The organism is Motiliproteus sediminis, assembly GCF_017912535.1.
Taxonomy (GTDB): domain Bacteria; phylum Pseudomonadota; class Gammaproteobacteria; order Pseudomonadales; family Balneatricaceae; genus Motiliproteus; species Motiliproteus sediminis.
This window is the reverse complement of record NZ_JAERQK010000001.1, coordinates 596,820-621,316: the sequence shown is the minus strand read 5'-3', so window position 1 is coordinate 621,316 and position 24,497 is coordinate 596,820. Positions and strand designations below refer to the sequence as shown.

24 protein-coding genes are annotated in these 24,497 nt (G+C 58.5%); 15 read left to right on the top strand and 9 right to left on the bottom strand.

Annotated features, from left to right (window positions below; translation table 11 throughout):
• Positions 1-44 precede the first annotated feature (44 nt).
• Both JJQ76_RS18195 and JJQ76_RS03045 read left to right on the top strand, forming a co-directional pair.
• On the top strand, positions 45-962 hold the full coding sequence (locus tag JJQ76_RS18195) for a universal stress protein (RefSeq protein WP_210395184.1): 918 nt from the start codon (positions 45-47) through the stop codon (positions 960-962).
• 107 nt (positions 963-1,069) lie between these two features.
• Entirely contained in the window at positions 1,070-1,234 is a 165-nt protein-coding gene (locus tag JJQ76_RS03045; protein ID WP_210395183.1) for a hypothetical protein, read from the top strand.
• A 79-nt stretch (positions 1,235-1,313) separates the two neighbouring features.
• Here the strand turns inward: JJQ76_RS03045 and mnmA are convergent, their stop codons facing one another.
• Together mnmA and JJQ76_RS03035 are read right to left on the bottom strand one after the other, a co-directional pair.
• Positions 1,314-2,417, bottom strand: a complete 1,104-nt coding sequence (gene mnmA, locus JJQ76_RS03040) for a tRNA 2-thiouridine(34) synthase MnmA (RefSeq protein ID WP_210395182.1) — start codon at positions 2,415-2,417, stop codon at positions 1,314-1,316.
• A 39-nt stretch (positions 2,418-2,456) separates the two neighbouring features.
• Positions 2,457-2,912, bottom strand: a complete 456-nt coding sequence (locus JJQ76_RS03035; protein WP_210395181.1) for an NUDIX hydrolase — start codon at positions 2,910-2,912, stop codon at positions 2,457-2,459.
• 118 nt (positions 2,913-3,030) lie between these two features.
• Here JJQ76_RS03035 and moaE point away from each other — a divergent pair, with 118 nt between their 5' ends.
• The 7 genes from moaE (at position 3,031) to JJQ76_RS03000 (ending at position 11,152) form a co-directional block, all read left to right on the top strand.
• Positions 3,031-3,492: a molybdopterin synthase catalytic subunit MoaE gene (gene moaE / locus JJQ76_RS03030; protein ID WP_210395180.1), complete on the top strand. Its 462-nt coding sequence runs from the start codon at positions 3,031-3,033 to the stop codon at positions 3,490-3,492.
• A 100-nt stretch (positions 3,493-3,592) separates the two neighbouring features.
• Positions 3,593-6,436, top strand: coding sequence for an RNA polymerase-associated protein RapA (gene rapA / locus JJQ76_RS03025; RefSeq protein WP_210395179.1), 2,844 nt, complete (start codon positions 3,593-3,595; stop codon positions 6,434-6,436).
• A gap of 25 nt (positions 6,437-6,461) precedes the next feature.
• Positions 6,462-7,514 (top strand): AbrB family transcriptional regulator, encoded by a 1,053-nt coding sequence (locus tag JJQ76_RS03020; RefSeq protein ID WP_210395178.1) that lies wholly within the window; start codon positions 6,462-6,464, stop codon positions 7,512-7,514.
• Positions 7,515-7,547: 33 nt separating this feature from the next.
• Positions 7,548-9,047 (top strand): CHASE domain-containing protein, encoded by a 1,500-nt coding sequence (locus JJQ76_RS03015; protein ID WP_210395177.1) that lies wholly within the window; start codon positions 7,548-7,550, stop codon positions 9,045-9,047.
• On the top strand, positions 8,959-10,314 hold the full coding sequence (locus JJQ76_RS03010; RefSeq protein WP_210395176.1) for a sensor domain-containing diguanylate cyclase: 1,356 nt from the start codon (positions 8,959-8,961) through the stop codon (positions 10,312-10,314). The genes JJQ76_RS03015 and JJQ76_RS03010 overlap by 89 nt, the downstream gene beginning before the upstream one ends.
• A gap of 92 nt (positions 10,315-10,406) precedes the next feature.
• Entirely contained in the window at positions 10,407-10,859 is a 453-nt protein-coding gene (locus tag JJQ76_RS03005) for a YaiI/YqxD family protein (RefSeq protein WP_210395175.1), read from the top strand.
• A gap of 2 nt (positions 10,860-10,861) precedes the next feature.
• On the top strand, positions 10,862-11,152 hold the full coding sequence (locus JJQ76_RS03000) for an antibiotic biosynthesis monooxygenase family protein (RefSeq protein WP_210395174.1): 291 nt from the start codon (positions 10,862-10,864) through the stop codon (positions 11,150-11,152).
• Between the two features lie 69 nt (positions 11,153-11,221).
• Here the strand turns inward: JJQ76_RS03000 and JJQ76_RS02995 are convergent, their stop codons facing one another.
• A complete protein-coding gene (locus tag JJQ76_RS02995; protein ID WP_210395173.1) occupies positions 11,222-11,431 on the bottom strand; it encodes a cold-shock protein in 210 nt (69 codons plus the stop codon).
• A 343-nt stretch (positions 11,432-11,774) separates the two neighbouring features.
• Here JJQ76_RS02995 and JJQ76_RS02990 point away from each other — a divergent pair, with 343 nt between their 5' ends.
• From JJQ76_RS02990 to JJQ76_RS02980, 3 genes are all read left to right on the top strand, one after another.
• Positions 11,775-12,440 carry a hypothetical protein gene (locus tag JJQ76_RS02990; RefSeq protein WP_210395172.1) on the top strand — a complete coding sequence of 222 codons (666 nt, stop codon included), beginning with the start codon at positions 11,775-11,777 and terminating at the stop codon, positions 12,438-12,440.
• A 102-nt stretch (positions 12,441-12,542) separates the two neighbouring features.
• A complete protein-coding gene (locus JJQ76_RS02985) occupies positions 12,543-13,169 on the top strand; it encodes a LysE family translocator (protein ID WP_210395171.1) in 627 nt (208 codons plus the stop codon).
• 120 nt (positions 13,170-13,289) lie between these two features.
• Positions 13,290-13,850, top strand: coding sequence for a hypothetical protein (locus tag JJQ76_RS02980; RefSeq protein WP_210395170.1), 561 nt, complete (start codon positions 13,290-13,292; stop codon positions 13,848-13,850).
• A gap of 30 nt (positions 13,851-13,880) precedes the next feature.
• Here the strand turns inward: JJQ76_RS02980 and JJQ76_RS02975 are convergent, their stop codons facing one another.
• The 4 genes from JJQ76_RS02975 to JJQ76_RS02960 form a co-directional block, all read right to left on the bottom strand.
• Positions 13,881-14,303: a hypothetical protein gene (locus JJQ76_RS02975; protein WP_210395169.1), complete on the bottom strand. Its 423-nt coding sequence runs from the start codon at positions 14,301-14,303 to the stop codon at positions 13,881-13,883.
• Positions 14,304-14,368: 65 nt separating this feature from the next.
• Entirely contained in the window at positions 14,369-15,619 is a 1,251-nt protein-coding gene (gene glcF, locus JJQ76_RS02970) for a glycolate oxidase subunit GlcF (RefSeq protein WP_210395168.1), read from the bottom strand.
• Positions 15,609-16,691: a glycolate oxidase subunit GlcE gene (glcE, locus tag JJQ76_RS02965; RefSeq protein ID WP_210395167.1), complete on the bottom strand. Its 1,083-nt coding sequence runs from the start codon at positions 16,689-16,691 to the stop codon at positions 15,609-15,611. Before glcE ends, glcF begins: the two co-directional genes overlap by 11 nt.
• Positions 16,688-18,154: an FAD-linked oxidase C-terminal domain-containing protein gene (locus JJQ76_RS02960; RefSeq protein ID WP_210395166.1), complete on the bottom strand. Its 1,467-nt coding sequence runs from the start codon at positions 18,152-18,154 to the stop codon at positions 16,688-16,690. The genes glcE and JJQ76_RS02960 overlap by 4 nt, the downstream gene beginning before the upstream one ends.
• Positions 18,155-18,531: 377 nt before the next feature.
• Here JJQ76_RS02960 and JJQ76_RS02955 point away from each other — a divergent pair, with 377 nt between their 5' ends.
• Complete coding sequence (locus tag JJQ76_RS02955; RefSeq protein WP_210395165.1) at positions 18,532-18,735, top strand: hypothetical protein; 204 nt, start codon at positions 18,532-18,534, stop codon at positions 18,733-18,735.
• Here the strand turns inward: JJQ76_RS02955 and JJQ76_RS02950 are convergent.
• Positions 18,716-19,621 carry a hypothetical protein gene (locus JJQ76_RS02950; RefSeq protein WP_210395164.1) on the bottom strand — a complete coding sequence of 302 codons (906 nt, stop codon included), beginning with the start codon at positions 19,619-19,621 and terminating at the stop codon, positions 18,716-18,718. The genes JJQ76_RS02955 and JJQ76_RS02950 overlap by 20 nt on opposite strands.
• 96 nt (positions 19,622-19,717) lie before the next feature.
• Positions 19,718-20,335 (bottom strand): pseudouridine synthase, encoded by a 618-nt coding sequence (locus JJQ76_RS02945; protein WP_210395163.1) that lies wholly within the window; start codon positions 20,333-20,335, stop codon positions 19,718-19,720.
• A gap of 347 nt (positions 20,336-20,682) precedes the next feature.
• Between JJQ76_RS02945 and JJQ76_RS02940 the strand changes: the two genes are divergently transcribed.
• Positions 20,683-22,572, top strand: a complete 1,890-nt coding sequence (locus JJQ76_RS02940; RefSeq protein WP_210395162.1) for a propionyl-CoA synthetase — start codon at positions 20,683-20,685, stop codon at positions 22,570-22,572.
• 251 nt (positions 22,573-22,823) lie between these two features.
• Positions 22,824-24,467, top strand: coding sequence for a fatty acid--CoA ligase (locus tag JJQ76_RS02935; RefSeq protein WP_210395161.1), 1,644 nt, complete (start codon positions 22,824-22,826; stop codon positions 24,465-24,467).
• Positions 24,468-24,497: the final 30 nt, after the last annotated feature.

The window sequence follows — 24,497 nt, the reverse complement described above, 5'->3', positions numbered from 1 at the left end:
AAAAGCTAGGCTGACGGCAGCATGACAGAGGAGGGGTAAGAGCAGTGCATAAACGCATTCTCATCGTGGCTGTTGGAGAAATGCCGCCCGACTGGTTGCTCGACAAAGCGCAGCGTCTGGGGGCGTCAGGCGCTGCCGTCAGGGTCGAGCTATTTCCCTCCAGTCATCTGTTGGATTGCTGTTCCCAGCCGCCGGATGCGCTGGCTGACGCGGTGCAATTCCAGCTGTTGGCGGTGATGGAACAGCAGCGACAAACGTGCCAACGCCAGTTCCCCACACTGGATATTTCCATTGAGATCAATTCCCTGCCGTTGTCATCTGCTGCGATTGCGGCAGCCGCCGACCGGTTTGACCCGGGGATCGTGCTTAAGGCGTGTCGTCAGCATCACCGGCTGGATCAGCACCTGATCGGCCATGTGGATTGGGCGCTGATGCGGTTGGTACCAGTGCCGCTGTTGCTGGCGCGGCCCGGAAAATGGACTGAGGCACCGCGATTGCTGGTGGCGGTTGATCCACTGCGGGCGCATGGCCAGCCCAGCGGGCTGGACGACGCGGTATTGTCCGCATCCAAAGGGTTGGCTTTGACGCTGGGCGGTAATCTTGAGCTGTTGCATAGCTATCAGCCACTGCCCGCCGCAGTCATTCTTGATGATGCGCTGATGATGGACTTTCGTCGGTTGCAGCGACGCATGGCCGGCGAGCATCGTGAGGCGATGCGGGCATTTGTGGATCGTCACTCACTCGCTGCCGAAACGACTGTGCATCTGCTCGAGGGGGAGCCAGCCAAAGAGATAGCCCGGTTTGCTAATGCGCAGTCGGTAGATGTTGCCGCGCTTGGCATTGTTGACCGCAGCGGGATCGAGGATCTGATCCTTGGTTCTACCGCAGAAGCGCTGTTGGACCTGGTGCATTGCGATCTACTCATTGTGCCGCTGCCGAGGGATGGTCGGTCTGTAACTTGATGCGCGCGGGTGATTTGACCGTTTTTTTGAACTAAGCTCGCAATAATGCAGTCCGTAAAGGTAAGATCAAGCTCAGCGTCAGTGACAACGGTGGAAAGAGGTTTGTGATGTCGACGAAATCAGTCTCCCGATGGTTCGGTAACAAAGCCAAAGGTCTGCGCGATACGATCGAAAAGCTGCGCCAGGATATTGCCCGATGGGGCGCCGGTGACGAGCTGGAGCCCATTCCTATCCGTATCGATGATACCGCCGGTAACCGTCGGCGCCGTTAACTGTCGCTACTGTAACAGCAACTAAAAAGCCGCTTAACATAGCGGCTTTTTGGTTGCTGCGGAATGAGCATTAGTCCTGTTATAGGGCGATACCGGTGGTTTGCTCGATTACGCCACCACCCAGGCAGCGTTCGTCATCGTAGAACACCACCGATTGCCCCGGGGTTACCGCACGCTGAGGACGATCAAAGGTGATTTTATAGCCTCCACCATGCGCTTCAATTACGCACATCTGGTCGTCTTGGCGATATCGGGTCTTGGCACTGCAGCGATGCGGTAAAGCGGGACCCTGGCCATCTACCCAATCCACCTGATTGGTAACAAGGCTGCCACTGAACAGCAGGGGGTGTTGTTTACCCTGCACCGCAATCAGGACATTGCGCTCCAGATCCTTGCCGGCAACATACCAGGGCTCGTCAGGGTAGTTGCTGAGCCCGCCGATGCCCAATCCCTGGCGTTGGCCGATGGTGTGGTACATCAGGCCGTTGTGCTTGCCGATTACGTCTCCATCCGGAGTCTCTATCACCCCGGGCTGGGCAGGCAGGTACTGCTTGAGAAAATCGCGGAATCGACGCTCGCCAATGAAGCAGATACCGGTGCTGTCTTTTTTATCGTGAGTGACCAGCCCATGCTGCTCGGCGATCTGACGCACCTGGGGCTTTTCCAGTTCGCCTATCGGGAACAGCGTCTGCGCAATCTCTGCCTCGCCGACGGCATGCAGAAAGTAGCTTTGATCTTTGTTGCGGTCGAGCCCCCTCAGCAGGCAGGCGCGTCCGTTATCGTTCCCGCGCCGAACGTAGTGGCCGGTCGCGATCAGGTCGGCGCCCAGGTGCTTGGCATAATCAAGAAAGGCTTTGAACTTGATCTCTTTGTTGCACAGGATGTCAGGGTTGGGCGTACGGCCCGCACGGTACTCGGCCAGAAAGTGCTCAAACACGTTGTCCCAGTATTCCGCGGCAAAATTGGCGCTATGCAGCTTAATGCCGATTTTGTCGCACACCGCTTGCGCATCCGCCAGGTCCTCTTTGGCGGTGCAGTACTCCGTGCCGTCATCCTCGTCCCAGTTCTTCATGAACAGGCCTTCGACCTGATACCCCTGCTCAAGCAGCAGCAACGCGGATACGGAGGAGTCGACACCGCCGGACATGCCGACAATTACTTTGGTTTGGGGGTTGGCTTTCATGCAGTTCTCGGTAGTGGGAAGTAGTTGAAGCGGTCCGGTTCAGCGCGACGGACGAGTGCTTTCTTCGCGGATATAATCAAGCGGAAAACGACGACCAGCACGGTAGTCTTCGATGCAGGTTAATACCATGTCGGAGCGCAGGTCGGACCGTAGGCACAGCTCCTCATATGACAACCAGAGCGGCCGCAAAATCCCCTCATCAAGAGGATGCTCAGGGTGGTGCTCCAGCGGGCGAGCGATGAAGCAGTGGCGGTGATAGGTTGCACCATTAGGGGCCTGATAGACATAGAGCCCCAGCAGGTCGGTCACTTCTACTTCCCAGCCGGTTTCCTCCAGCACCTCGCGGCGAGCGGCCTCGATCAGCGTTTCGTGCTGTTCCAGATGTCCTGCAGGCTGGTTGATTACCTGCAGGCCGGACGCGATTTCCTCCACACAGAGGTAACGTTGGTTTTGCTCGATCACGCAAGCGACGGTTGAACGCGGTGCCCAGCGCATTCCTTTCTCCTGAGTAATTGGAGGCGGCAGTTTAACGCAGCTTGCGGTTCGACCCAAACCGTGGTTTCCGCCTCCGTTGGGTATTGTTACAATCGCGCTAGTCATTACCGGAGGAAACATGGCTGCAGATCTGCGAATTTCCGTTCAGACCGGCGAGTTTGATCCGGGTGCTGAAACTCTGGCACTACACCGTGGCGCCCGGGAGACGGGAGCTGTAGCCACCTTTATGGGTTTGGTCCGAGATATGCCGGGTGACCCTCTGCATAGCATGACGCTTGAACACTACCCCGGCATGACCGAGAAAGCCCTGCAGCAGATCGCTCTGCAAGCTGGTGAGCGCTGGCCGCTGGGGCGGATTACCGTGATCCATCGGGTCGGTACGCTGCAGCCTCTGGATCCCATCGTTTTCGTCGGTGTTTCCAGTGCTCACCGCGAGGCAGCCTTTGCCGCCTGTCAGTTCATTATGGATTACCTCAAGCGCGACGCACCCTTCTGGAAAAAGGAGCGATCCAGCTCCGGTGATCGCTGGGTCGAGCAGAAAGAGAGTGATCGCCTGAAGGCAAAAAGCTGGGATCACTAAAGTGCCCTCCGAAGACTAACCGCTGAGCAGGGGTCTCCACGCGCCTGCTCCACTTACGCTATTTTTCGCTTCGTTTACCGAGCTGTTGGATATACCCGCCTTGAAACAACCACTATTTGTTGCCGGCCAGCGCTGGATCTCAACTACCGAGCTTGAACTGGGTCTTGGCCTCGTGACCGATGTTAGCGCGCGACATGTGCGAATCGTTTTTCCTGCCTGCGAGGAAGAACGCCTCTATGCCATAGCCGGGGCACCACTCAATCGCCTGGTTTATGAGCCGGGTGACGAGGTTTGTGACAGTCTCGGCGATAGTTTTACCGTGGTTGAGGCCAATCTGTCGCAGGGGCGTTATACCTACCGGGTTCGCGCGGCTGACGGCGAGTTGGCTACGCTTCCCGAGATGCTGCTCGACAGTCACGTGGTGGTGCGGCGTCCCCAGGAACGGCTGTTCAGCGGTCAGATCGATCGCAACGCCAGTTTCGAGTTGCGTGCGGCAACTCTGGAGCACCTGCATCGTCTGCAAGGGAGCGACAGCCGTGGGCTGCTGGGGCCGCGAGTACAGCTGCTGCCCCACCAATTGTATATAGCCAGCGAGGTAGCCTCCCGCAGTGCGCCCCGGGTACTGCTGGCCGACGAGGTGGGCCTTGGTAAAACCATCGAAGCGGGACTGGTGGTTCACCAGTTGCTGGTGCGCCAGCGCGCGCAACGTATTCTGGTGGTCGCTCCTGCCACGTTGATCCATCAGTGGCTGGTGGAGTTGCTGCGTCGGTTTAATCTCCGCTTTAGCGTGATGGACAGAGAGCGCTTTGATGCACAAAAGGCGGAGTGTAATCCCTTCCTCAGTACTCAGCTGGTGCTGACAACCCTTGATCTGTTGAGTGCCGATACCGAGTTTCGGCAGCAAGCTGTTGCAGCAGGCTGGGATCTGCTGGTCGTCGACGAAGCGCATCATCTAGGCTGGAGCGAACACCAGTCTAGTGACGAGTACCGCTGTATCGAGCAGCTTGCGGCGCTCACGCCAGGGCTGCTGCTCCTAACCGCAACCCCCGAGCAGTTGGGGCGTGCCGGCCACTTTGCGCGTTTGCGTTTGCTTGATCCTGACCGTTATTCCACTTTGGCGCGCTACCTGAAAGAGGAGGAGGGGTATACGGCGGTTGCCAGCGCTGTCGATCAATTGCTTGCCTTGTCGCCCGGTGATCTGCTGCCCGAACCGTTGGGCTCGCAGCTGGAGCAGGACCAACTGCGGATGTTGGCCGGCGCTGCCGACTCCGCTGCGTTCGAAGCAGCCCGGCGCCAGACGCTGGGGAGTCTGATCGACCGCCATGGTACCGGTCGGGTCCTGTTTCGTAACAGCCGCCATACGGTGAGTGGCTTTCCGCGGCGGCACTTGATCCCTCATCCCCTTCCGGCACTCGCAACCCCTGGCGATGCGGAGGCTACGCTGGAGCAGTGCCTGCACCCGGAACGACAGCGGGGAGAGGAGTGGCCGCTTCAGGATGCGCGGGTTGAGTGGCTCGAAACCTGGCTCGGTAACCAACCGCAAAAGGTGTTGCTGATCTGTGCACAAGCAGCTACGGCGCGTCAGCTGGAGCATCACTTGCGGATCAACCGTGGAGTCCGCAGCGCAGTATTTCATGAGGGCATGAGCCTGATACAGCGTGATCGTGCTGCGGCCTACTTTAGTGAGCCTGATTACGGCGCTGATATTCTGGTGTGCAGCGAGATCGGTAGTGAAGGGCGGAACTTTCAGTTTGCCCACCAATTGGTGCTGTTTGATCTTCCCCTCAATCCTGATCTGTTAGAGCAGCGCATCGGCCGGTTGGACCGGATCGGCCAGAGTAGCGACGTTGATATCCACGTGCCCTATTTCGAAGGGGGTGCCCAGGAACGGTTGTTACGGTGGTTGCATCAGGGGCTAGACGCTTTTACCACGCCCTGCGACATCGGTGCAGCGCTGTATGCCAGCGAAGGTGACAACCTGAAAACGCTGTTGCTCTCTGATGGTGATGAGGTGCGGTTCGAGGAGTTGCTTGAACGTACGCGCGTTCAAGCCGAGTCACTTCGCTGCCAGCTGGCAGCAGGGCGCAATCGCCTTCTGGAGATGAGTGCTTGTGATCCGGACAAAGCCGGCGCGTTGGTCGAGCAAACCCGGCAGGACTCCGATGCCCAGACACTAGCCAGCTACGCCACCGCGCTTTTTGATCACTTTGGCATCGACTATCAGCCGCAGAGTGATAACAGTCTTATCATCAGGCCAAGCGAACAGATGCTAACCGATGCGCTGCCCGATCTGACTGAAGAGGGGCTGACTGCCACCTTTGATCGAGACACCGCCCTGCAGCGCGAGGATCTGGCCTATCTGACCTGGGAGCATCCGCTGCTGAGCTCGGCGATGGAGTTGATCGCAGACGGCGAGGGAGGCAACAGCGCGGTGTGTACGCTGGCTTTACCCCCGTTGAAGCCGGGCACCCTGTTGGTAGAGGCGTTATTCCGTTTGCGCTTGTCCGCCCCCAGGGGGCTGCAGTTACAACGCCATCTGCCAGCAGCATCCTGGCGCCAGATACTCAGTAGCGACCAGCAGGAGTTGGGGGCGGTGTTACCGGCCGCCAAGTTGAACCCGCGCCTGGCAGTAGTGCCTCCCGAGGTGGCGGTAAAACTGGTGCGCCATGCCCGCGATCAGATCAGCACCCTGATCGCCACTCTTGAGTCGAAGGCAGCGTTGCAACAAGAGCAGTGGATCGAGCAGGCGGTGATGGCTGCGGCGGAAGAGTTTTCCAGTTCGCGCCAACGGCTCCGCGCATTGGCAGCGGTCAATCCCAACGTATCGATGTCGGAGGTGGATCGTCTGGATGAGGACGAGGCACTGAGTCTGGCGGCGTTGCGTAAGGCCCAGTTGCAATTGGATGCTGTTCGCGTGATTGTGGTCACGGATATCCCCGGCTGAGCGCAGAACCTGGAGGGCTGTAACGATGGCACCCTTAACCGGCGTCGGTGGTGTGCTCCTTACCCTGATCACGGGAACTGGTGGCGCGCTGTTAGCACAATGGGTCGATGCCCCGTTGCCCTGGCTGAACGGGGCGTTGGTCGCGGTAATGCTAACCCGGTTTTCAGGGCTGGTTGGGGCGGAGCTCCCGGGCGGGCGCAAACTGGGTCTGCTGCTGATCTCTACCGGCATTGCGCTGCACTTCAACGCGGCAGTGGTCGCGGCCATATCTGCCGATTTTTTACTGGTGCTGCTGGGTGTCTGCCTGACCTTGGCCATGGCGTTTATCGGCATGCTGGTACTGACCCGCGGGGGGTACGATCCGGCGACGGTATTCTTTGCCAGTATGCCGGGTGGTGCCAGTGAAATGGTCGATCTCGCCGGTCAGCATGGCGGCCGTGAAGATCTGGTAGCCTTGGCTCATAGCCTGCGCATTACGCTGATCGTTCTTGCTGTACCGGCATTCTGCTTCTCGCTGTTGCCCCCGGGATATCAACCCTTTGCTGCCGGGGTTGATACCTTGGTGTTGGCCTTGGTGCTGCCCCCGGCGATGTTGGCCGTATGGTTGGGCCAGCGCTGGAGACTGCCCAGTCCCTGGATGTTGGCGCCCCTGGTGGTGGTGGCTGCGATTACCGCGACCTTCGATCTTCACTCCGGAATGCCCGACTGGTTACGTAATCCCGCCCAGTTGTTGATCGGTTGCGCATTGGGATGCCGCTTTAATCGAACTCAGCTGCGCTATGCGCCGCGCTTCGCCGGATTGTCGATGCTTGCATCGGTTCTGGCAATGGCGGCGGCAGCCGTGTTGGCGTGGTTGCTTGCCTCTCAGTTGGGTGCGCCGTGGATTCCCTGGATGCTGGGAATCATGCCTGGCGGAATCGCTGAATTGACCTTGACCGCTGAAATGGTGGGGCAGGGAGTGGCGTTTGTAACCGCGCTGCAGGTGGTCAGACTGGTCGCGGTGATGCTGGTTGCGCGGCCCGGCTTTCGACTATTTACGATTTATTCCCATCGTTCCAAGCGGCGTTCCCCACTATAGTATTAGCAATACCTTGTCTACGGATGATCAGTCGTGTTGGCCAGCCGGTCCGCAAGCATCATTGTCTGTGCGCTGTTGTCAGGCGCCGCATCGGCCTTTTGGCAGGGGGGGGTGTTCCTGGCCTTCATGCACTGCAGCAAGCAGCAGCTGGTGTGTGATCCGGGCGCTTCTGCTGTTTTCCTTGTTCCCTTCGCGCTGGTGATCGCCGCGTTGCTCGGCGTTGGCTTGCGCCTGCTACTGCCACTGCGGGCAAAGGGAGATACTCCGGGCTGGGGATCTTACCGGGTTTCGTTGAGCGGTGGCGCTGCCTTTTTAGTCGGAGCGCTGGTCTGTGCTTGGATCGTTATCAATGAAAACAATCAGGAACTGGGGCTGAAACGTTCCGATGCGCAGTCGATAGCCCATGGCTATGCCAGCGCTATAGAGCATCAGTTGAGTCAGGCCACCGCCGCGACGAATAACCTTGGTAGTTGGCTGGAAGGTGGCGGTGAGCCGGCGCAGTTTGAATCTCAGGCGCTTAAACTCCTGACCCGCTATCCATTGCTCGAGGTGTTGCAGCTCGCCCCCGTCGGAGTTGTCCGCCAGATCGTGCCGCTGGCGGGTCATGAGAGTGCGTTGGGCCACGATCTCTTCGACGATCCTGAGCGGCGTGATGATGCGATTAAAACCCGCGATAGCCGGATTCCACAACTGAGCGGCCCGTTCCCGCTTCGCCAAGGCGGCCAGGGAGTGCTCATTCGCAATCCCGTATTCAATGGTAGCGATAACCGCGAGTTTTGGGGGTTCGCGATAGGGTTGTTGCGGATGGAGTCGCTGATTCGTCTGAGCGGGCTTGATCAGCTGGAGAATCAATATAGCTGGGTTATTTACGACAGTAGCGGCCGCCAATTAGCTGGGGCTTCAATGTTTCAGCGGGCGTTCCCCGTCGCCAGTATGGTGTCGTACTCCGGTGGCGTGTGGCGGTTGGAGCTTGCGCCTGGCGCTGGCTGGTTCTCGCCCCGACACTTCCTTTCTGATGCCTATCTGGGCGGGTTGCTTCTGGCTGTTTTCGTGCTCGTTGTGTTGCAGCTGGTGATGCAATCAACGTTGTTGCAGCATGAAGTGAGCCGCCGAACGCGGGATTTGACCGCTGTACGGTCTGCTCAGGAAAAGACCAACTGGCTGTTGGATCAGAGCCAGCGTCTTGCTCACACCGGCAGCTGGCAGCTCGATCTGCTAACCAACGATTTGATCTGGTCGGACGAAACCTACCGTATATTCGCCGCTTCACCGGAATGTGCCGATCTTTATAGTGTGTTCAAATCGGCAATCCATCCCGATGATGTCGCACGAGTCGATGAGGCATGGGAGCGTGGGCTTGAGTCCGGACACTACGAAGTCGAGCATCGAATCTGTATCGGCGGCGACATCCGTTGGGTTCGGGAGATAGCGGAGTTTCAGCACGATGACGGGGGGGCAGCCGCGTCGCGCAATCGGGGCGGTCAGGGATGTTACGCTGCTGAAAGCGGCACAGGACCAACTTGTCCGCAATGAGGAGAGACTGCAGCTCGCCCTGTCTGCTGCGAGTCTGGGGCTTTGGGATTACGATCCCGTGCATAAAGTGCTGACGGTTGATCAGGGGTGGGCCGGGATGCTCGGCTATAGCACCGGGGAGCTTGATCCCCATCTGGACAGCTGGATGCAGCGCATTCACCCGCTGGATCGTGACGCCGTGATGGAAGCCTTTGAGGCCCATCTTGCCGCTAAGTCGGATGCCTTTCAGGCCGAGTACAGGCTTGCTGATCGAACAGGGGGTTGGGTCTGGGTCCACTCATCGGGCAAGGTGACAAGTCGCAGCAAGGCTGGCAGGCCGCTGCGCGTTACCGGTATTAACCTGGATATCAGTGCGCGGATGAGGCGCGACAGTGAGATGCGCACGCTCTATACGGCGCTTGATCAGAGCCCGGTTGCCATGGTTGTAACAACGCCCGAGCCCAGAATAGTCTATGTGAACCCGGCATTTACGGAGCTTTCTGGATACCGTTTCGAAGATGTGGTGGGGATGAATCCGCGGATTTTGCAGTCGGGACGAACCAATAAAGAGGAGTATCAGCGGTTGTGGCAAACCATTACACAGGGGGAGATCTGGGCAGGAGAGTTCTGGAACCGGCGTAAAGACGGCGCCCTGCGTCTGGAGCAGGTCACGATCGCCCCGGTCAAGGATGTCCACGGCGCTATCGTTAACTACATCGCCACCAAAGAGGACATCACCCAGCGCAGACATCAGGAGCGCCAGATATGGAAGCAGGCGAACTTTGACGCGCTCACCGGGTTGGCTAACCGCGGCTACTTTCTGCAGAGTCTGGATGATGCCCTTCACCGTGCCCGCCGCAACGGCAGATTGCTGGCGGTGCTGTTTATCGACCTGGACCTGTTCAAACCAATCAACGATACCTACGGCCATGAAGCGGGAGATCAGTTACTACAACGCTTTGCGCAGCGTCTGGGTGCACTGCTACGTGAGAGCGATATTCTGGGTCGATTGGGTGGTGACGAGTTTGCTGTCGTTATCGAGGGGCTGGATGAACCGATCACGCGGGAGTTTCTGCAGGAGAAGCTGGAACGCACCTTGTGTGAGCCTTACGCCATCGTCAGCGGATTGAGCGGGGACTGTAAACCGGTCGATGTCGTCATCGGTACCAGTATCGGACTGGCCCACTATCCGCAAGATGGAGAAACCCTGGACAGCCTGATGGCCGCGGCTGACAGCGATATGTACCGAATCAAAGCGGAGCATCACTGCCAACCGCTGCTTGGTTGAATTGCAGCATGGCTGAATTATTGCTGCTGGCGTTTATTTGGATCCTGTTCTGCGTCAGAATCACCGCTTGTTCCAAAGCTTGAGTACTGGTTATGTCGATCTGGGTAGATGCCGATGCCTGTCCGAACGCGATCAAAGAGATGCTGTTTCGTGCCGCCGAGCGAACGCAAACCGAGCTTACGCTGGTTGCGAACCAGTCACTAAGAGTACCGCCTTCAGCGTTTATCCGTGCGATTCGAGTTGCCAGTGGGTTCGACGTGGCTGATAACGAGATTGTGCGACGGGTCGAAGAGGGTGATCTGGTGATTACTTCTGATATTCCGCTGTCGGCAGAAGTGATTGAAAAGGGCGCGCGAGTGCTCTCCCCACGGGGGGAGGAGCTCACCGCTGACAATGTCCGCGCGCGCCTCAATATGCGTGATTTCTTTGAAACGCTGCGCTCCAGCGGCATCCAGACCAGTGGCCCGTCGGCCCTGTCCGATACTGACCGGCGAGAGTTCGCCAACGCGCTGGATCGTTATCTGGCTCAGCAGGCGAGGAGTTAGCCATGTTCGCGGTCATCTTTAAAGCTCGTTCGCGGCAGCTTGATAATGCTTACTATGCAACGGCGGCACAGTTGCGCCAGAGCGCCATGGATCATTACGGCTGCGTTGGGTTTGAGTCGGTGTGCGAGAATGGCCGCGAGATCGCCATTTCTTACTGGGAGTCCCTTGAGGCGATCAACCACTGGAAGCAGGATGCCGTCCATCGCAGCGCGCAACAGCGCGGCAAAGCCGAGTGGTATCGGGACTACGAGGTGGAGGTGGTGGAGATCCTGCGCCGTTACAGGATGGAGTGAAGTCGCTTAACGCGCATGTGGGACAAAAAAAGGCCGCCTCTGGGCGACCTTTTTATTCAATACGTCAGCTTACAGAGGACGTACGTTCTCAGCCTGCGGGCCTTTCTGGCCTTGACCGATAGTGAACTCTACTGCCTGGCCGTCAGCCAGAGTCTTGAAACCGTCGCTCTGGATGGCGCTGAAGTGAACGAATACGTCCGGGCCGTTTTCCTGCTCGATGAAGCCGAAGCCTTTAGTTTCGTTGAAAAACTTAACTTTGCCAGTAACTGTCTGAGACATGGATCTTTTCCTGTTTCTTCAAAATATTAATAAAGCGGAAAAACGGGTTATTACTTATGAAGTACAGGACGACCCACCAAGGCGGGGTATTCGTAGTGCCGGTCATAACAATAGCCTGATTTTCACAGCTTTTGGCACTCTACAGCGTTACCTGACCGATGGCAACGGTTATTTTGTTACCATTCTTGTGCCGCCGCCAGCGGGCTGTCGAAGCGCCCAACTCTTTGGTAAACCGGTCGTGTCTACCCGGTGCACATTTCGCCAGATGAGGCCGAACCAATAAATCCAGCGCTTTTGTAACTTCGGTCACAGAGGACCATGGATATTCAGGTATTCTGGAGCGATGCGTCGTTTACTCTACCTGCTGATAATGGTCTCCACAGTGGTCCTGCCTCGACCCGGGCAGGCCTCATCACAAGCCTCGCCACCCGATTTTGAGCGGCTGGCTGTGTACGCCCATAGCCGCCCGTCGATACAGAGTATTTCCGAGGTGGAGTCGAATCTGCGGTCCGGCAAGCGCCCTGCCAACGAGGAGCTAGAACGGTTTCTCACCTACGACGCTCTCAATCATTATCTGGCTTTCCTGCTGGGCATTATCGAGCCGTTGGACGCTCGTTATGGTGCCAGATTTGATACTCTGGCCAGCTTGTGGGGGGATGACTTCCACTCGATGCAACGTCAGGCCCAAAAGCAAGCCGCTGCGTTAGCACGGGAGCTTCGTTTCGATCTTGCGCTATTCAAGAATGCCACACGGCAGATGCATAACGCGCGGGGGTTGTTCGTAGCAGAGGATGGCAGTCGTCGCTTGATGCAGCAACTGGAGAAGATGTCACTGTCGCTGCAACAGGCGTATCCCCAAGGGCAGGGAGAGCTACCCCCGGTGTTGATCGCTTTTGCCCGCAGCTTTTTTGATCCCGAGGCTGGGGAAGTAGCAGTCAGCTGCCGAAACCCTTTGCCACAGGTGTTGAAGGAGAGAGTGGTTGGCAGTCTGGACGGGGGCGAGCACTAGGCCCCTGATTCTGATAACAGCTGCGCAGGCGCCACCGTTCTGCTACATTCGCGCTTTCTGTTGTTACCGTGGTGATGCCTTAAAGGCTGCGGAGGTAGAGCTGTGTTTGAACAGTTTCAGTGGTGGCCGTTTTTACTGACGATCACGGTACTGACCCTGTCGCCCGGAGTTGATTCGTTGCTGGTGATTCGCAACTCCTCGCGGGGTGGATGGCGGGACGGGGTGTTGACCAGCGTAGGGGTTTGCACGGGGCTGTTTTTTCATGCCGCGATCTCCGCGGCTGGGTTGTCGGTGATTTTGCTGAGTTCGGCAGAGCTTTTTTTGGCGCTCAAACTGGCAGGTGCCGCCTATCTGGTCTGGCTGGGAGTGCAGGGGCTGCGTGCAGCCTGGCGCAGTCGCCGTGTAGAGATACCGCGTGTTACCGGTCAGTCATTATGCGTCAGCCGTTCGCTGCGGGAAGGGTTGCTATCCAATCTGCTGAACCCCAAACCGATCGTGTTTTATATGGCATTCCTGCCGCAGTTTGTTGACCCTGCCTATTCGGCGCTGCTGCAGTCGCTGGCGATGGCAGCAGTCCATTTTCTGATCGGCATGCTTTGGCTGGCGCTCCTGGCTGCGGGCGTACAGCGGGCGAAGCAGTGGCTGGCACGTCCCGCGGTTAGTGGTGGGATTGACGGGGTCACCGGTCTGTTGCTGATCGCTATTGGAGTCCGGCTTGGCACCAGCTAAGGGCTCAGGTTCTTAGCCGGGTTGGAAACTTGGCCGTAACCACCCGTTTTAACGGTGGTTTTATTCGCGGGTTTCGATAGAATCGGGCTCATCATAATCACCGGCAGAAGGGACAGCAGGTTGAAGCGAGTTGTTAGAACAGCGGCATGTCTGGGGGCGCTGCTGGCATCAATGGCGGCGCATAGCGCTGAAGACTGGGTATTTATGGCTTACCAGGACCCCAGTTGGCGGCCCGGCTTTTCGCTGGCGATGATGGGCGGTCAGATGGACGCCGACTACGGCAGCCAGGCCGATACGGTCACCGGCGTTGAGATCGCATTTAACAGTCTGTTACTGCAGCCGCGCAAACGGCATCGTATTCGCCAGCAGATCAGTCACCTGACCTATAACGCCAACGGTGCGCGCATCTCCACCTTTGAAGCCAATCCCCACTATTTGGTCATGATTCAGCCCAACCTCGAGCTTGGCTTCGGCCCCGGTGTTGCCTTAGTGGATGTCGGCAGTCGTAACAAAGAGCGAGTGCTGGGGTTGCAGCTGGGGGCCAGCTTGCATTACCGCTATCAGGACTTTTTTCTGGGAGCGGAGTTGCGCCACCAATTCACCGGCAGTGCCAGCGTGAACGGCAGCGAGGTGGATGCCGATAACACCCGGCTGCTGATCAAACTGGGCTTCTGGCTCTAGTACAACTCCACGCTTACCCTTTTGTCGACGTCAGGGACGGCTCTGTAGTCTTTCCAGGCGGATGTCCAGATCGGCAACCCGCTGACGCAGTTTGTTAAAGCGCTGCAGGTAGTCTGCTTCAAGGGCCGCTTCCGCCTGGGCCCGCTGTTGGGACGAAGTGTCATCGTTGAGCAGATGGCGCTGCTCCATCCGGACCAGTGCCTGTTGTCGTTGCAGGGTTAGGTTGCGTAGTTCACGGACCAGCGCATCGCGCCGCTGGGTAATGATCTCGATCTTCTGACGTGTCGCCAGGTCCACCGCCGACAGAGGCGTTGCCTCAATCGGAGCCTGCTTGGGGCAGGGGGTGTCCTGAAAGGTGCGAACCCCGTTAATGACACACTGGTGAATAGTCGGTGCGGTCAGAGCCGCGCTGCTGCCGAACAGTGTGACGGCCAGCAGTAACAGTTTACGCAAAACCATGACATTCCCTTACCACGATAAGGTCACCATCTTACCCAATTTCAGCCCTGGTCGCATGGTCAGGCGCGCTTCTCTGCGGGCAGGGCGTCAGCCAGCAGTTCAAGCCAGTGATACACCGGCAGCGATGTGGCACTGGCAATGTGCAGTTGGCAGCCGATGTTGGCGGTGGCGATGCAGTCCGGTTTCTCTGCGCATAAAGCGGCTGTTTTGCGCTCCAGCAGAGCCTCCGAGAACGAAGGCTGCAACAGTGAATAGGTGCCGGCAGAGCCACAACACAAATGGCTATCCCGGACCGGTACCAGCTGATAACCGGCCGCTTCTAGCAAGGTCTCCGGCGCGCCAGTAATGCGCTGTCCGTGTTGCAGCGTGCAGGGGGGATGGTATGCCACACGGTGACCACGCCCCCCAGAAGGCGAGAGAGTGCTCAGCCAGGTCGGCTCGATCCATTCGCTTGGATCGCGAACCAGCGCCGCCAGTCTGGACGCCTTGTCAGCGTATGCGGGATCATCCTGCAGTAACCGGCCGTACTGTTTCAACTCCGCGCCACAGCCGCTGGCGCTGACCAGCAGTGCCTCTGCACCGGCTTCGATATAGGGCCACCAGGCATCGATGTTGTGGCGCATCTGTACTCGGGCGCGTTCGACTGCGCCCAGGTGATGGCTTAATGCGCCACAGCAGCCGGCTGATGCGACCGTAATCGTGGCGATATTCTGTTCGGCCAGTAGCCGGGTCAGCGCACGATTAGTGTTAGGGGTAGCGGCATCCTGCACACACCCCTGAAGCAGTAGTACGCTGCGGTGGTGTTCGCTCTGTAACGCCGGTTGTGGCAGTGTAAATTGTGGACGCTGGCGGACGGGCAACTTCCGTTGTACCGACCTGGGCAGTACACCGCGGACAAGCCAACCTGTTCGCAGTAGCCAGCGGAAACGGCCACGATGGGGCAGCCAGAAAAGCATCAGCCGGCGTAGCCATCGCGAGACTATGGGCCGTGGTACGCGACGATCGACCTCGGCACGTCCGATATCGAGCAGCTGGTGGTACTGAACCCCGGAGGGGCAGGTGGTTTCGCAGCTTCGGCAGGTCAGGCAGCGATCCAGATGGCGCTGGGTATGTTCACTTACCGGGTTGCCTTCCAGCATCGATTTGATCAGATAGATGCGCCCGCGCGGGCCGTCGCGCTCATCACCGGTCAGCAGATAGGTCGGACAGGTCGCGGTACAAAAACCGCAATGAACACAGCTACGCAGGATAGCATCTGCACGTTGCCCCGCGTCGGTGGCCAGCAACTCGCGGGGGAGTTTAGTCTGCATGGACGACAGGCTCCGCAGGCAGGTAGGGACAGGGCGGTAAAACCCCGAACGGATCAAGAGCCCGCTTAATGCGTTGATGTAGATCCGCCAGTTTGGGCTCAAGCGCTGGGAAGCGCGGAAGATCCCTCTCTGATCGGTTTCTGAACAGGGTGGCGCTACCGCCATGCTCCCGCGCCCAGCGTTCCGGCCCGGAGCTGTCCGAAGGGGCAAACAGCCAGCGCTGGCTGCCGTTCCACTCCCATAGCGTGGGCTCGGGGTAGGGCGCACAGGTGACTGGCAGCGACAGCCGCCAGAGGCTTTGCGCGGCGTTGAAACACGCCAGCTGCTGCTCCCGTACCAGGCGCCAGATATCGCCATCGGCGGCCAGCATCTGGCCTCCCAGGGTGCTGGCCGCCGCACTCACCGCAGCTTCGGTCCCGGACAGGCGCAAGTAGAGGCAGCCCTGATGGTAGAAGCTCGCTGTTGCCGGCGCAGCGCGGCGCCGCAATTGCTGGCAAAGCGCGAGCGCGTCCGCCTCGGTGTGTTCCAGTAACAGCGTACGGTTGCACTCGGGTCGGGGTAAGACCTTGAAGCTCAGTTCCAATAGCACCCCGAGGCTTCCATACGCGCCACACATCAGGCGTGCCAGATCGAATCCGGCAACGTTTTTCATCACTTCGCCGCCGACGCGCAGTGTTTCACCGCGGCCGTTGATGAAGCGGCAGCCCAACAGGAAATCGCGTGCGGCACCATAGTATGCGCGACCCGGGCCGGACTGCGCTGTGGCCACGGTTCCCCCAAGGGTTGCTGTCGGGCCAAAGTGAGGAGGTTCGAAAGGAAGCATCTGGCCCCGGGACGCCAGAACCTCATTCAGCTCGGTGAGCGGAGTACCAGCCCGCGCGGTAATTACCAGTTCGACCGGCTGGTAGCGCACCACGCCTCGGTGCTCCTGCAGTGACAGTAGCGTGTCTGCGGCTGCATTGGTTCGCATAAAGGACTTGCTATTACCGCCTTGCAACGACAAGCGCGATCCGCTGGCTGCTGCGGCTTGTACCTGTTCCGCCAGTACTGCGCTGAGATCCCGGCTGTTCATGGCTTGCCCTGCGCGCCCGCCAAGGGGGCTAGCGCGCGGTACTCCGCGCAGCGCTTGAGGTCCGGTACCGCCTTGCCCGGATTCATCCGTTGGTCAGGGTCGAACGCGTCCCGCAGCTGGCGAAACTGGGCCAGTTCCGCATCGGTAAACTGCGCACACATCTGTTTGAGCTTTTCCATTCCCACACCATGCTCACCGGTGATAGAGCCGCCGACCTCAATGCAGAGCTCAAGGATTCGTCCGCCTAACTCTTCGGTACGCTCCAGTTCGCCCGGTTGATTGGCGTCGTAAAGGATCAACGGATGCAGATTGCCGTCTCCCGCGTGAAACACGTTGGCGACCGGTAAGCCGTACTCGGCAGACAGTTCAGCGATGCGGGTCAGCACCGCCGCCAGATGGCTGCGAGGAATAGTACCATCCATGCAATAGTAATCTGCGGCGATCCGCCCCAACGCAGGAAAGGCGGTTTTTCTTCCTTTCCAGAACAGTAGACGCTCGGCCTCATCGCGGGCCAGTCGCACCTGGCGCGCGCCCTGCTGTTTCAGTACCCGGCAAACCTGCTTCATCTGGGCGTCCACCTCCGCTTGGCTACCGTCCAGTTCACAAAGCAGAATGGCAGCGGCATCGCGGGGGTAACCGGCGTGTACGAAGTCTTCAACCGCTGCTATCGCCAGTTGGTCCATCATCTCCAGACCGGCGGGGATGATGCCCGCGGCGATAATCGCCCCCACCGCGTCACCGGCTCGTTTGATATCGGTAAAATCTGCCAGTGCAACACGGGTACACGGCGGCAGCGGGAGCAGTTTGACCGTGATCTCCACCACAACGCCGAACATCCCTTCGGAACCGGTGAGTAGCGCCATCAGATCATAGCCGGGCGTATCCGGCGCATCGCTCCCCAGTTCAAGGCGCTCACCCTCAGGCGTAACTAGCGTCAGTTTGAGTAGATTGTGGACGGTTAAACCGTACTTGAGGCAGTGAACCCCACCGGAATTTTCCGCTACATTACCGCCGATGGTGCAGGCGATCTGGGAGGAGGGGTCCGGGGCGTAGTAGAGACCATACGCTGCGGCGGCTTCACTGATGGCCAGATTGCGCACGCCCGGCTGCACCCGGGCACTGCCTGCAACCGGATCGATAGCGATAATCCGGTTGAGGCGCGTCAAGCTCAATAGCACTGCGTCGGGGTGGGGCAGCGCACCACCGGATAACCCGGTAGCCGCTCCGCGAGGGACCACCGCGATACCCTGTTCGTGGCAGTAGCGCATGATATCGCGTACCTCTTGCTCGTCGGCAGGAAGCAGAGTGAGCAACGGCAGCTGACGATATACCGGCAATCCGTCACATTCGAATGGTCGTTGATCCTCAGACTCCAGCAACACCGCATCGGAACCGATCAGGGTGCGGAACCCTGGAGCCAGCTTGGCGGCGCGCTGGGTGTCAGGCGAACGGGATTGGTGCATGGGGATCCTGTAACTGTTTTTGCTTAACCATAGACCGCGTAGCGGGGCTTCGGCGATGATTGTGCAGATCTGACTCCGGGTAAGCTGTGGACCCAAAAGGGGAAGCTGCGAACGTGAGAGCAGGGCGCCATCGTTAACCCGTCGGCTCACTTCCGATAAGCGCACCGCGTACCGCCGCCGCTCAACCCTCTAAAGCAGTTCCCATTGTCACTCCAATGCGTTGTTTTTAAATATCTAATCAAAGACTACCTATTTGAAGCAACGTAACTGACGATTTGCTCCGCCTTGCGCTGCAATTCCTCTGTGTTTGTGTGGATAAACCAACGAATTCGTCGATACTGAATGACAGAGGCGAATGGTCACCACGGAGGTGGAGCATGGAGCGTTTCAAAGTAAACACGCGCGTATTGGTTCGCGACGGCTATATGGATTGCCAGTGCAGGGTTGAAGGCGAACTGGCGACGGTGATCGGCTATGCCGGCGAGCGAGTGTTGATTCGCGATCGCAGCGGCCACAGCGAATATGTCAGTCCCGAGTCGTTACAGGTACTGCCGCAAGAGGTTAGTGCGCGGCCGGAGTAAGGCAGTCGGTCTCAACCGCTAGCCCCGGCAGTAACGTCTTCAGCGCCGCGGGGGCGGCGAATGAGGAGCCTTTAATCATTCGTCGGCGCGGCTGGCCCGTATTCGTGCCGCTCAGCGAGGTGGCGGTGATATCGGCGCATTCGTCACCGTTAATATCAAACCCCGCCGGAGAGCCATCTACCCCACTCAGCGGGCGCACCACCCGCGCCGCCGGCGCGTAGGTATCGACAAAGGGGTTGTCGGCAACAAAGTCACGCAACTCTGCTTCCTCTGCGCCGACAGTTGTTACCCCCTCGGCAAAGGAGAAGGCATTCACCATCCGTTTGCCGCCGTTACCGGCAATAGTGACCACCCTGATCCCCAAGTCTGCCAGCGCTTCAAGTTCATCGATAATCTCCCGGGTATCGCGCCAGACCGCATCTTCAATTCCCCAATAATCGATCAGACGTTTGAAGGCCCCCGCGCGGTCACGGTTAAAGGGCGGGTCGAAGGCGCTGATCAGGGTGGAGGACTCCCAGCACAGCAGCAGTGCATCGACCGGGGTGCGTTGATGGCGGAGCCTGAGTTCCCTTAGGTTGGTGAGAATTTCATGGGTTGGTCGGGAGCTGGCTGTCAGGGGGTAATGAAGAAAAGAGATCTGCGGGTGCCTGGCGATCAGGGTAACCAAGTCACCGTGATACAGGGGTTCTCTGCGTCGGTCACCGTTGAGATCAGCCAAACCGTAAAGGGCTACGTCGAGGCTGATGTCTCGCTCCGTCTGATAGGTTTCGAGCGAGGGATAGAACCGGTCGATAACGGCAACCCGGTACTGGACCGGGGCCGCGACCGCGGCGGTAGCGATGCAGATGAGAAGTAGGGGCGACAACATGCAGGATAAAGCACGCATAAGCCCTCCTGCGGGTTAGGGGCTTGTCCTGTAGTTTAGGCTATGGGGCTAACCCCGGTGGCACAGGTCGGGCAATATCCCGTTTGGCTGTTGGGGCTAATGACGTCTCTTGCGCGGGCCGCCATGCGGTTTACGCCGTGCGTTACGCGCGCGATCTGGCTGTGCCGTCGGCAAGTTCAGCGTTAGTTCGCGGCTCTCGCCCGGCTGCAGCCCCTCCAGGGTCCATTCACCGATGGCTACCCGCACCAGGCGCAGGGTGGGAAAACCAACGGCGGCGGTCATGCGTCGTACCTGGCGGTTTTTACCTTCGCGGATCTTGAGCTCCAGCCATGACGTTGGCTGCTGCTTACGGAATCGCACCGGAGGTGTGCGTGGCCACAGTTGCGGCTCTGCAAGGCGTCTGGCTTTTGCCGGCCGGGTGCGGCCGTCCTTCAGCTGGACACCTCGGCACAGTGCTGTCAGCGCTTCATCGGTCACTTCACCGTCTACCTGGACCCAGTAGGTTTTTTCCAGCTTGAAAGCCGGGTCGGCAATACGCTGCTGCAGGCGGCCATCGTCGGTTAGCAGCAGCAGGCCTTCCGAGTCGTAATCGAGTCGACCGGCCGCGTAGACCCCCTTGCGCCGGATAAACTGGGCCAGCGTGGCGCGTCCCTCGCTATCGGTAAACTGGGGCAGAACATGGAAAGGCTTGTTGAACAGGAGCAGGGTCGTCATGGCGTTCGCTAGGTAATGGATGGCGCTACTCTAGTGCCCGGCGCGGGATCATTCAAAGGTTGAGAGCACAAATAAACATATTGTCGACAATTGACCCGTTGGCTGTCATCGCCTTTATCAGTGTTTCAAACTAAATAAATGAACATAAGATAATGATAGATAAGAATATAAATCGTTTTTCAACGCACAAGCTACAATAGCCTTCGCCTTTTGTCTTAGTTAATAATTGTCACCAATCCTTTAGAGTGTCCCCACTGAATTTCAGCGATTGATGGCAGCTCAGGAGGTGCGTCAATCGTGTTGTCCGTGCTAATTCATTAGAAATCAATAACTAAAGGACGGGTGCCATGGCCTATCTGGACGAATACACGAAATCCATCGAAACCCCGGAGCTGTTCTGGGCTGAAAAAGCGCAGGCGCTGGACTGGTTCAAACAACCCCAGACCATCCTCTCCAAGGACGAGAACGGCATCGACCGTTGGTTCGCCGATGGCGAAATGAACACCTGCCACATGGCGCTTGACTACCATGTGCAGGCGGGGCGCGGCGACCAGGTGGCGCTTTATTATGATTCGCCTGTTACCGATACCAAAAAGAGCTACACCTATGCCGAGCTGCTCGAGCAGGTGGCCCAATTTGCCGGTGTACTAAAAGCCCAGGGTGTGGAGAAGGGCGACCGGGTCGTTATCTACATGCCGATGATTCCCGAAGCTGCGATCGCCATGTTGGCGACAGCGCGTCTGGGCGCCATTCATTCTGTGGTGTTTGGCGGCTTCGCTCCCAACGAACTGGCGGTGCGCATCGATGATGCGGAGCCCAAGGTCATTGTTTCCGCCTCCTGCGGTATCGAGATTCAGAAGGTCATCCCGTACAAGCCGATGTTGGATCAGGCGATTGAATTGTCTGCCCATAAGCCGGAAAAATGCGTCATCTTCCAGCGCCCCCAGGTGGCAGCGGAGATGACCACTGGTCGTGATCTGGACTGGAATGAGGCCATGGCAGAGGCGGCTCCGGCCGGATGTACGCCGGTTGCAGGTACGGATCCACTCTACATTCTTTATACCTCTGGCACCACCGGCAAACCCAAAGGTGTGGTTCGTGATAATGGCGGCCATGCGGTGGCACTGCGCTACAGCATGAAAGCGATTTACGACATGGATCCGGGTGACGTGTTCTGGGCTGCGTCAGACGTGGGCTGGGTCGTGGGCCACTCATACATCGTGTATGCGCCGCTGTTGTCGGGCCTCTCCACCGTGTTTTATGAAGGCAAGCCGGTTAAAACTCCGGATGCCGGTGCGTTCTGGAGGGTGTGCGCCGAGTACGGCGTCAAGGCGCTGTTCTCTGCACCGACCGCCTTCCGTGCTATTCGTAAAGAAGATCCCAACTCCGAATGCCTCAAGGCGTATGACCTGTCCAAGCTGAAGTACATCTTTATGGCCGGCGAGCGCCTTGATCCGCCGACCTATCACTGGGTAAAAGACACCTTGGGTCTGCCGGTTGTTGACCACTGGTGGCAAACGGAAACTGGCTGGGCAATCTGTGGCAATCTGATGGGCGTTGAGCCCAAAGAGCCCAAGCCTGGCTCCGCAACGCTGCCAAGCCCCGGCTTTGATGTGCAGATTCTGGATGGCAAGGGCAATCCTGTTGCGGCCAACGAGCAGGGCAATGTGGCGATTAAACTGCCGCTCCCCCCCAGCTGTCTGCCGACCGTATGGGGTGACTTTGAGCGCTTCCGTACCGGCTATCTGAACATCTTTGAGGGCTACTACGTGACCGGCGATGGCGGCTACAAAGATGATGACGGTTACGTTTTCATCATGGGCCGTACCGATGACGTCATTAACGTGGCGGGTCATCGCCTGTCCACGGGTGAGATGGAGGAGATCGTTGCCAAGCACCCGGCCGTAGCAGAGTGCGCGGTCATCGGGATCAACGACACCCTGAAGGGCCAGCAACCGGTTGGGTTGGTACTGCTGAAAGACGGCGCCGAGATGGATGAAGCCGAGCTGGAAGCGGAACTGATCGCCATGGTGCGTAAAGATATCGGTGCGGTTGCCTGTTTCAAGAAAGCGATCGTGGTTCAACGGCTGCCCAAGACCCGTTCCGGCAAGATCCTGCGTAAACTGCTGCGCCAGATCGCCGACGGCGAGGAATACAGCATTCCGTCCACCATCGATGATCCCGGTAGCTTGCCTGAGATTGCGGACATCATGAGCAGTCACGGCATTAAAGCCTGATAGCTGCTCAGCCAAGACAAAGCAGGGCAGATCAAACCGGATGCTGACTGCATCAGTGTTCGGGTGATAGCCTGGCGCTGTTCAAATCCGATACCTTCAGGGGTATCGGATTTTTTTTGCCCGCCTGCAACCCGGCCCACGGCACTTTTCTGATCCGGGCCGGATGAATCGACTTGAGTAGCGCTTGGCGTTAACGGTAAGGTTCAGGCAGATGCAGTACCCCAACGACAATAACAACAGGGACGCTCACCATGGTGACTACCAAAATCATCGAACCGGCAGCGGGTGCCTATCACTATCCTCTGCTGATAAAAAGTCTGCTACTGTCCGGGCAGCGTTACGAGCCCAACCGTGAAATCGTCTACGCCGATAAACGGCGTTACGACTACCGAACCTTCAATGAGCGCGTATGCCGTCTGGCTCATGCACTCGGCAGTGCCGGTGTGAAAGCAGGGGATACGGTGGCGGTACTGGACTGGGACAGCCATCGTTATCTGGAGTGCTTTTTTGCCATCCCGATGATTGGTGCGGTGCTGCATACCGTCAACATTCGGCTGTCGCCTGAACAGATCATCTACACCATGAACCATGCCGAGGATGACTTTGTCCTTGTACATGACGATTTTTTACTGCTGATGGAGCAGGTCCACCCGCGACTGGAAACGGTAAAACATTACCTGCAGCTGAGCGACGATACCCCGCCGGCGACCGAGCTTCCCACGGTGGGCGAGTATGAAGCCCTGCTAGCTGCGGCCCCCGGCCATTATGACTTCCCTGACTTCGACGAAAACTCCGTTGCAACCACCTTTTACACCACCGGGACTACCGGTAACCCTAAGGGTGTCTATTTCACCCACCGCCAACTGGTGCTACACACGCTGGCGACTGCCACCAGCTTGAGCGCATTTGATGGGCAGCCGCTGCTGCGCTCCGATGACGTCTACATGCCGATCACCCCGATGTTTCACGTTCATGCCTGGGGTGTACCCTATGTTGCCACGCTGCTGGGGGTAAAGCAGGTCTATCCCGGGCGTTACGAGCCCAATGCGCTGGTCAAGCTCTATCGTGATGAGAAGGTGACCTTCTCTCATTGCGTGCCCACCATTTTACAGATGGTCATCAATAGCGAGGCGGCCGGCAGTACTGATCTCAGCGGCTGGAAGCTGGTGATCGGCGGTAGCGCGCTGCCCACTGGACTGGCTGCGGCCGCCGCGGAGCGGGGGATGGACCTCTATTCCGCCTATGGCATGTCGGAGACCTGCCCGATACTGGCGCTCACCTATCTGCGTGACCAGGAGCGCGGCTTGAGCCCCGACCAGCAGCTTACGGAGCGGGTCAAAACCGGCACCGCAATCCCCATGGTCGACCTACAGCTAACCGATGATGCCGGACAACCGCTGCCCCATGACGGAGAGACGGTCGGGGAACTGGTGGTCAGGGCTCCGTGGCTGACTCAGGGGTATTTCCGGGAGCCGGAGAAAGGTGCCGAACTATGGCGGGGTGGGTGGCTGCATACTGGCGATGTCGCCTCCATTGATGGCCGTAGCGTGGTAGAGATTAAGGATCGGATGAAGGATGTGATCAAAACCGGGGGGGAGTGGATCAGCTCGCTGGAGCTGGAGAACCTGATCAGCCAGCATCCAGGTGTAAACGCCGTGGCGGTCGTTGGTGTGCCGGATCCACAGTGGGGAGAGCGACCGCTTGCTCTGGTGGTGCCTGCCGAAGGAAGCCTGCTGCGACCGGCTGACATCAACGAGCATCTGCAACGCTATGTTGACAGTGGTGCGCTCACCAAGTGGGCCGTGCCGGGTGAAATAAGCCTGGTGGACGACATCCCCAAAACCAGTGTCGGCAAGATAAACAAGAAACTGATTCGTGAGGACCACCACCGCTAAGAAATCAGGGGGCAGGCCATGCCCCAGGGC

Bases quoted from the DNA above. Each gene is read 5' to 3' on its own strand.
- JJQ76_RS02945 (WP_210395163.1), bottom strand. From the start codon at position 20,335: ATGACGACCCTGCTCCTGTTCAACAAGCCTTTCCATGTTCTGCCCCAG.
- JJQ76_RS03000 (WP_210395174.1), top strand. From the start codon at position 10,862: ATGTTCGCGGTCATCTTTAAAGCTCGTTCGCGGCAGCTTGATAATGCT.
- JJQ76_RS02950 (WP_210395164.1), bottom strand. From the start codon at position 19,621: ATGCGTGCTTTATCCTGCATGTTGTCGCCCCTACTTCTCATCTGCATC.
- JJQ76_RS03020 (WP_210395178.1), top strand. From the start codon at position 6,462: ATGGCACCCTTAACCGGCGTCGGTGGTGTGCTCCTTACCCTGATCACG.
- JJQ76_RS03035 (WP_210395181.1), bottom strand. From the start codon at position 2,912: ATGCGCTGGGCACCGCGTTCAACCGTCGCTTGCGTGATCGAGCAAAAC.
- JJQ76_RS02960 (WP_210395166.1), bottom strand. From the start codon at position 18,154: ATGCACCAATCCCGTTCGCCTGACACCCAGCGCGCCGCCAAGCTGGCT.
- glcF (WP_210395168.1), bottom strand. From the start codon at position 15,619: ATGCAGACTAAACTCCCCCGCGAGTTGCTGGCCACCGACGCGGGGCAA.
- JJQ76_RS03010 (WP_210395176.1), top strand. From the start codon at position 8,959: ATGACGGGGGGGCAGCCGCGTCGCGCAATCGGGGCGGTCAGGGATGTT.
- JJQ76_RS02935 (WP_210395161.1), top strand. From the start codon at position 22,824: ATGGTGACTACCAAAATCATCGAACCGGCAGCGGGTGCCTATCACTAT.
- JJQ76_RS02940 (WP_210395162.1), top strand. From the start codon at position 20,683: ATGGCCTATCTGGACGAATACACGAAATCCATCGAAACCCCGGAGCTG.
- JJQ76_RS02990 (WP_210395172.1), top strand. From the start codon at position 11,775: ATGCGTCGTTTACTCTACCTGCTGATAATGGTCTCCACAGTGGTCCTG.
- glcE (WP_210395167.1), bottom strand. From the start codon at position 16,691: ATGAACAGCCGGGATCTCAGCGCAGTACTGGCGGAACAGGTACAAGCC.
- JJQ76_RS03005 (WP_210395175.1), top strand. From the start codon at position 10,407: ATGTCGATCTGGGTAGATGCCGATGCCTGTCCGAACGCGATCAAAGAG.
- mnmA (WP_210395182.1), bottom strand. From the start codon at position 2,417: ATGAAAGCCAACCCCCAAACCAAAGTAATTGTCGGCATGTCCGGCGGT.
- moaE (WP_210395180.1), top strand. From the start codon at position 3,031: ATGGCTGCAGATCTGCGAATTTCCGTTCAGACCGGCGAGTTTGATCCG.
- JJQ76_RS02955 (WP_210395165.1), top strand. From the start codon at position 18,532: ATGGAGCGTTTCAAAGTAAACACGCGCGTATTGGTTCGCGACGGCTAT.
- JJQ76_RS02995 (WP_210395173.1), bottom strand. From the start codon at position 11,431: ATGTCTCAGACAGTTACTGGCAAAGTTAAGTTTTTCAACGAAACTAAA.
- JJQ76_RS03045 (WP_210395183.1), top strand. From the start codon at position 1,070: ATGTCGACGAAATCAGTCTCCCGATGGTTCGGTAACAAAGCCAAAGGT.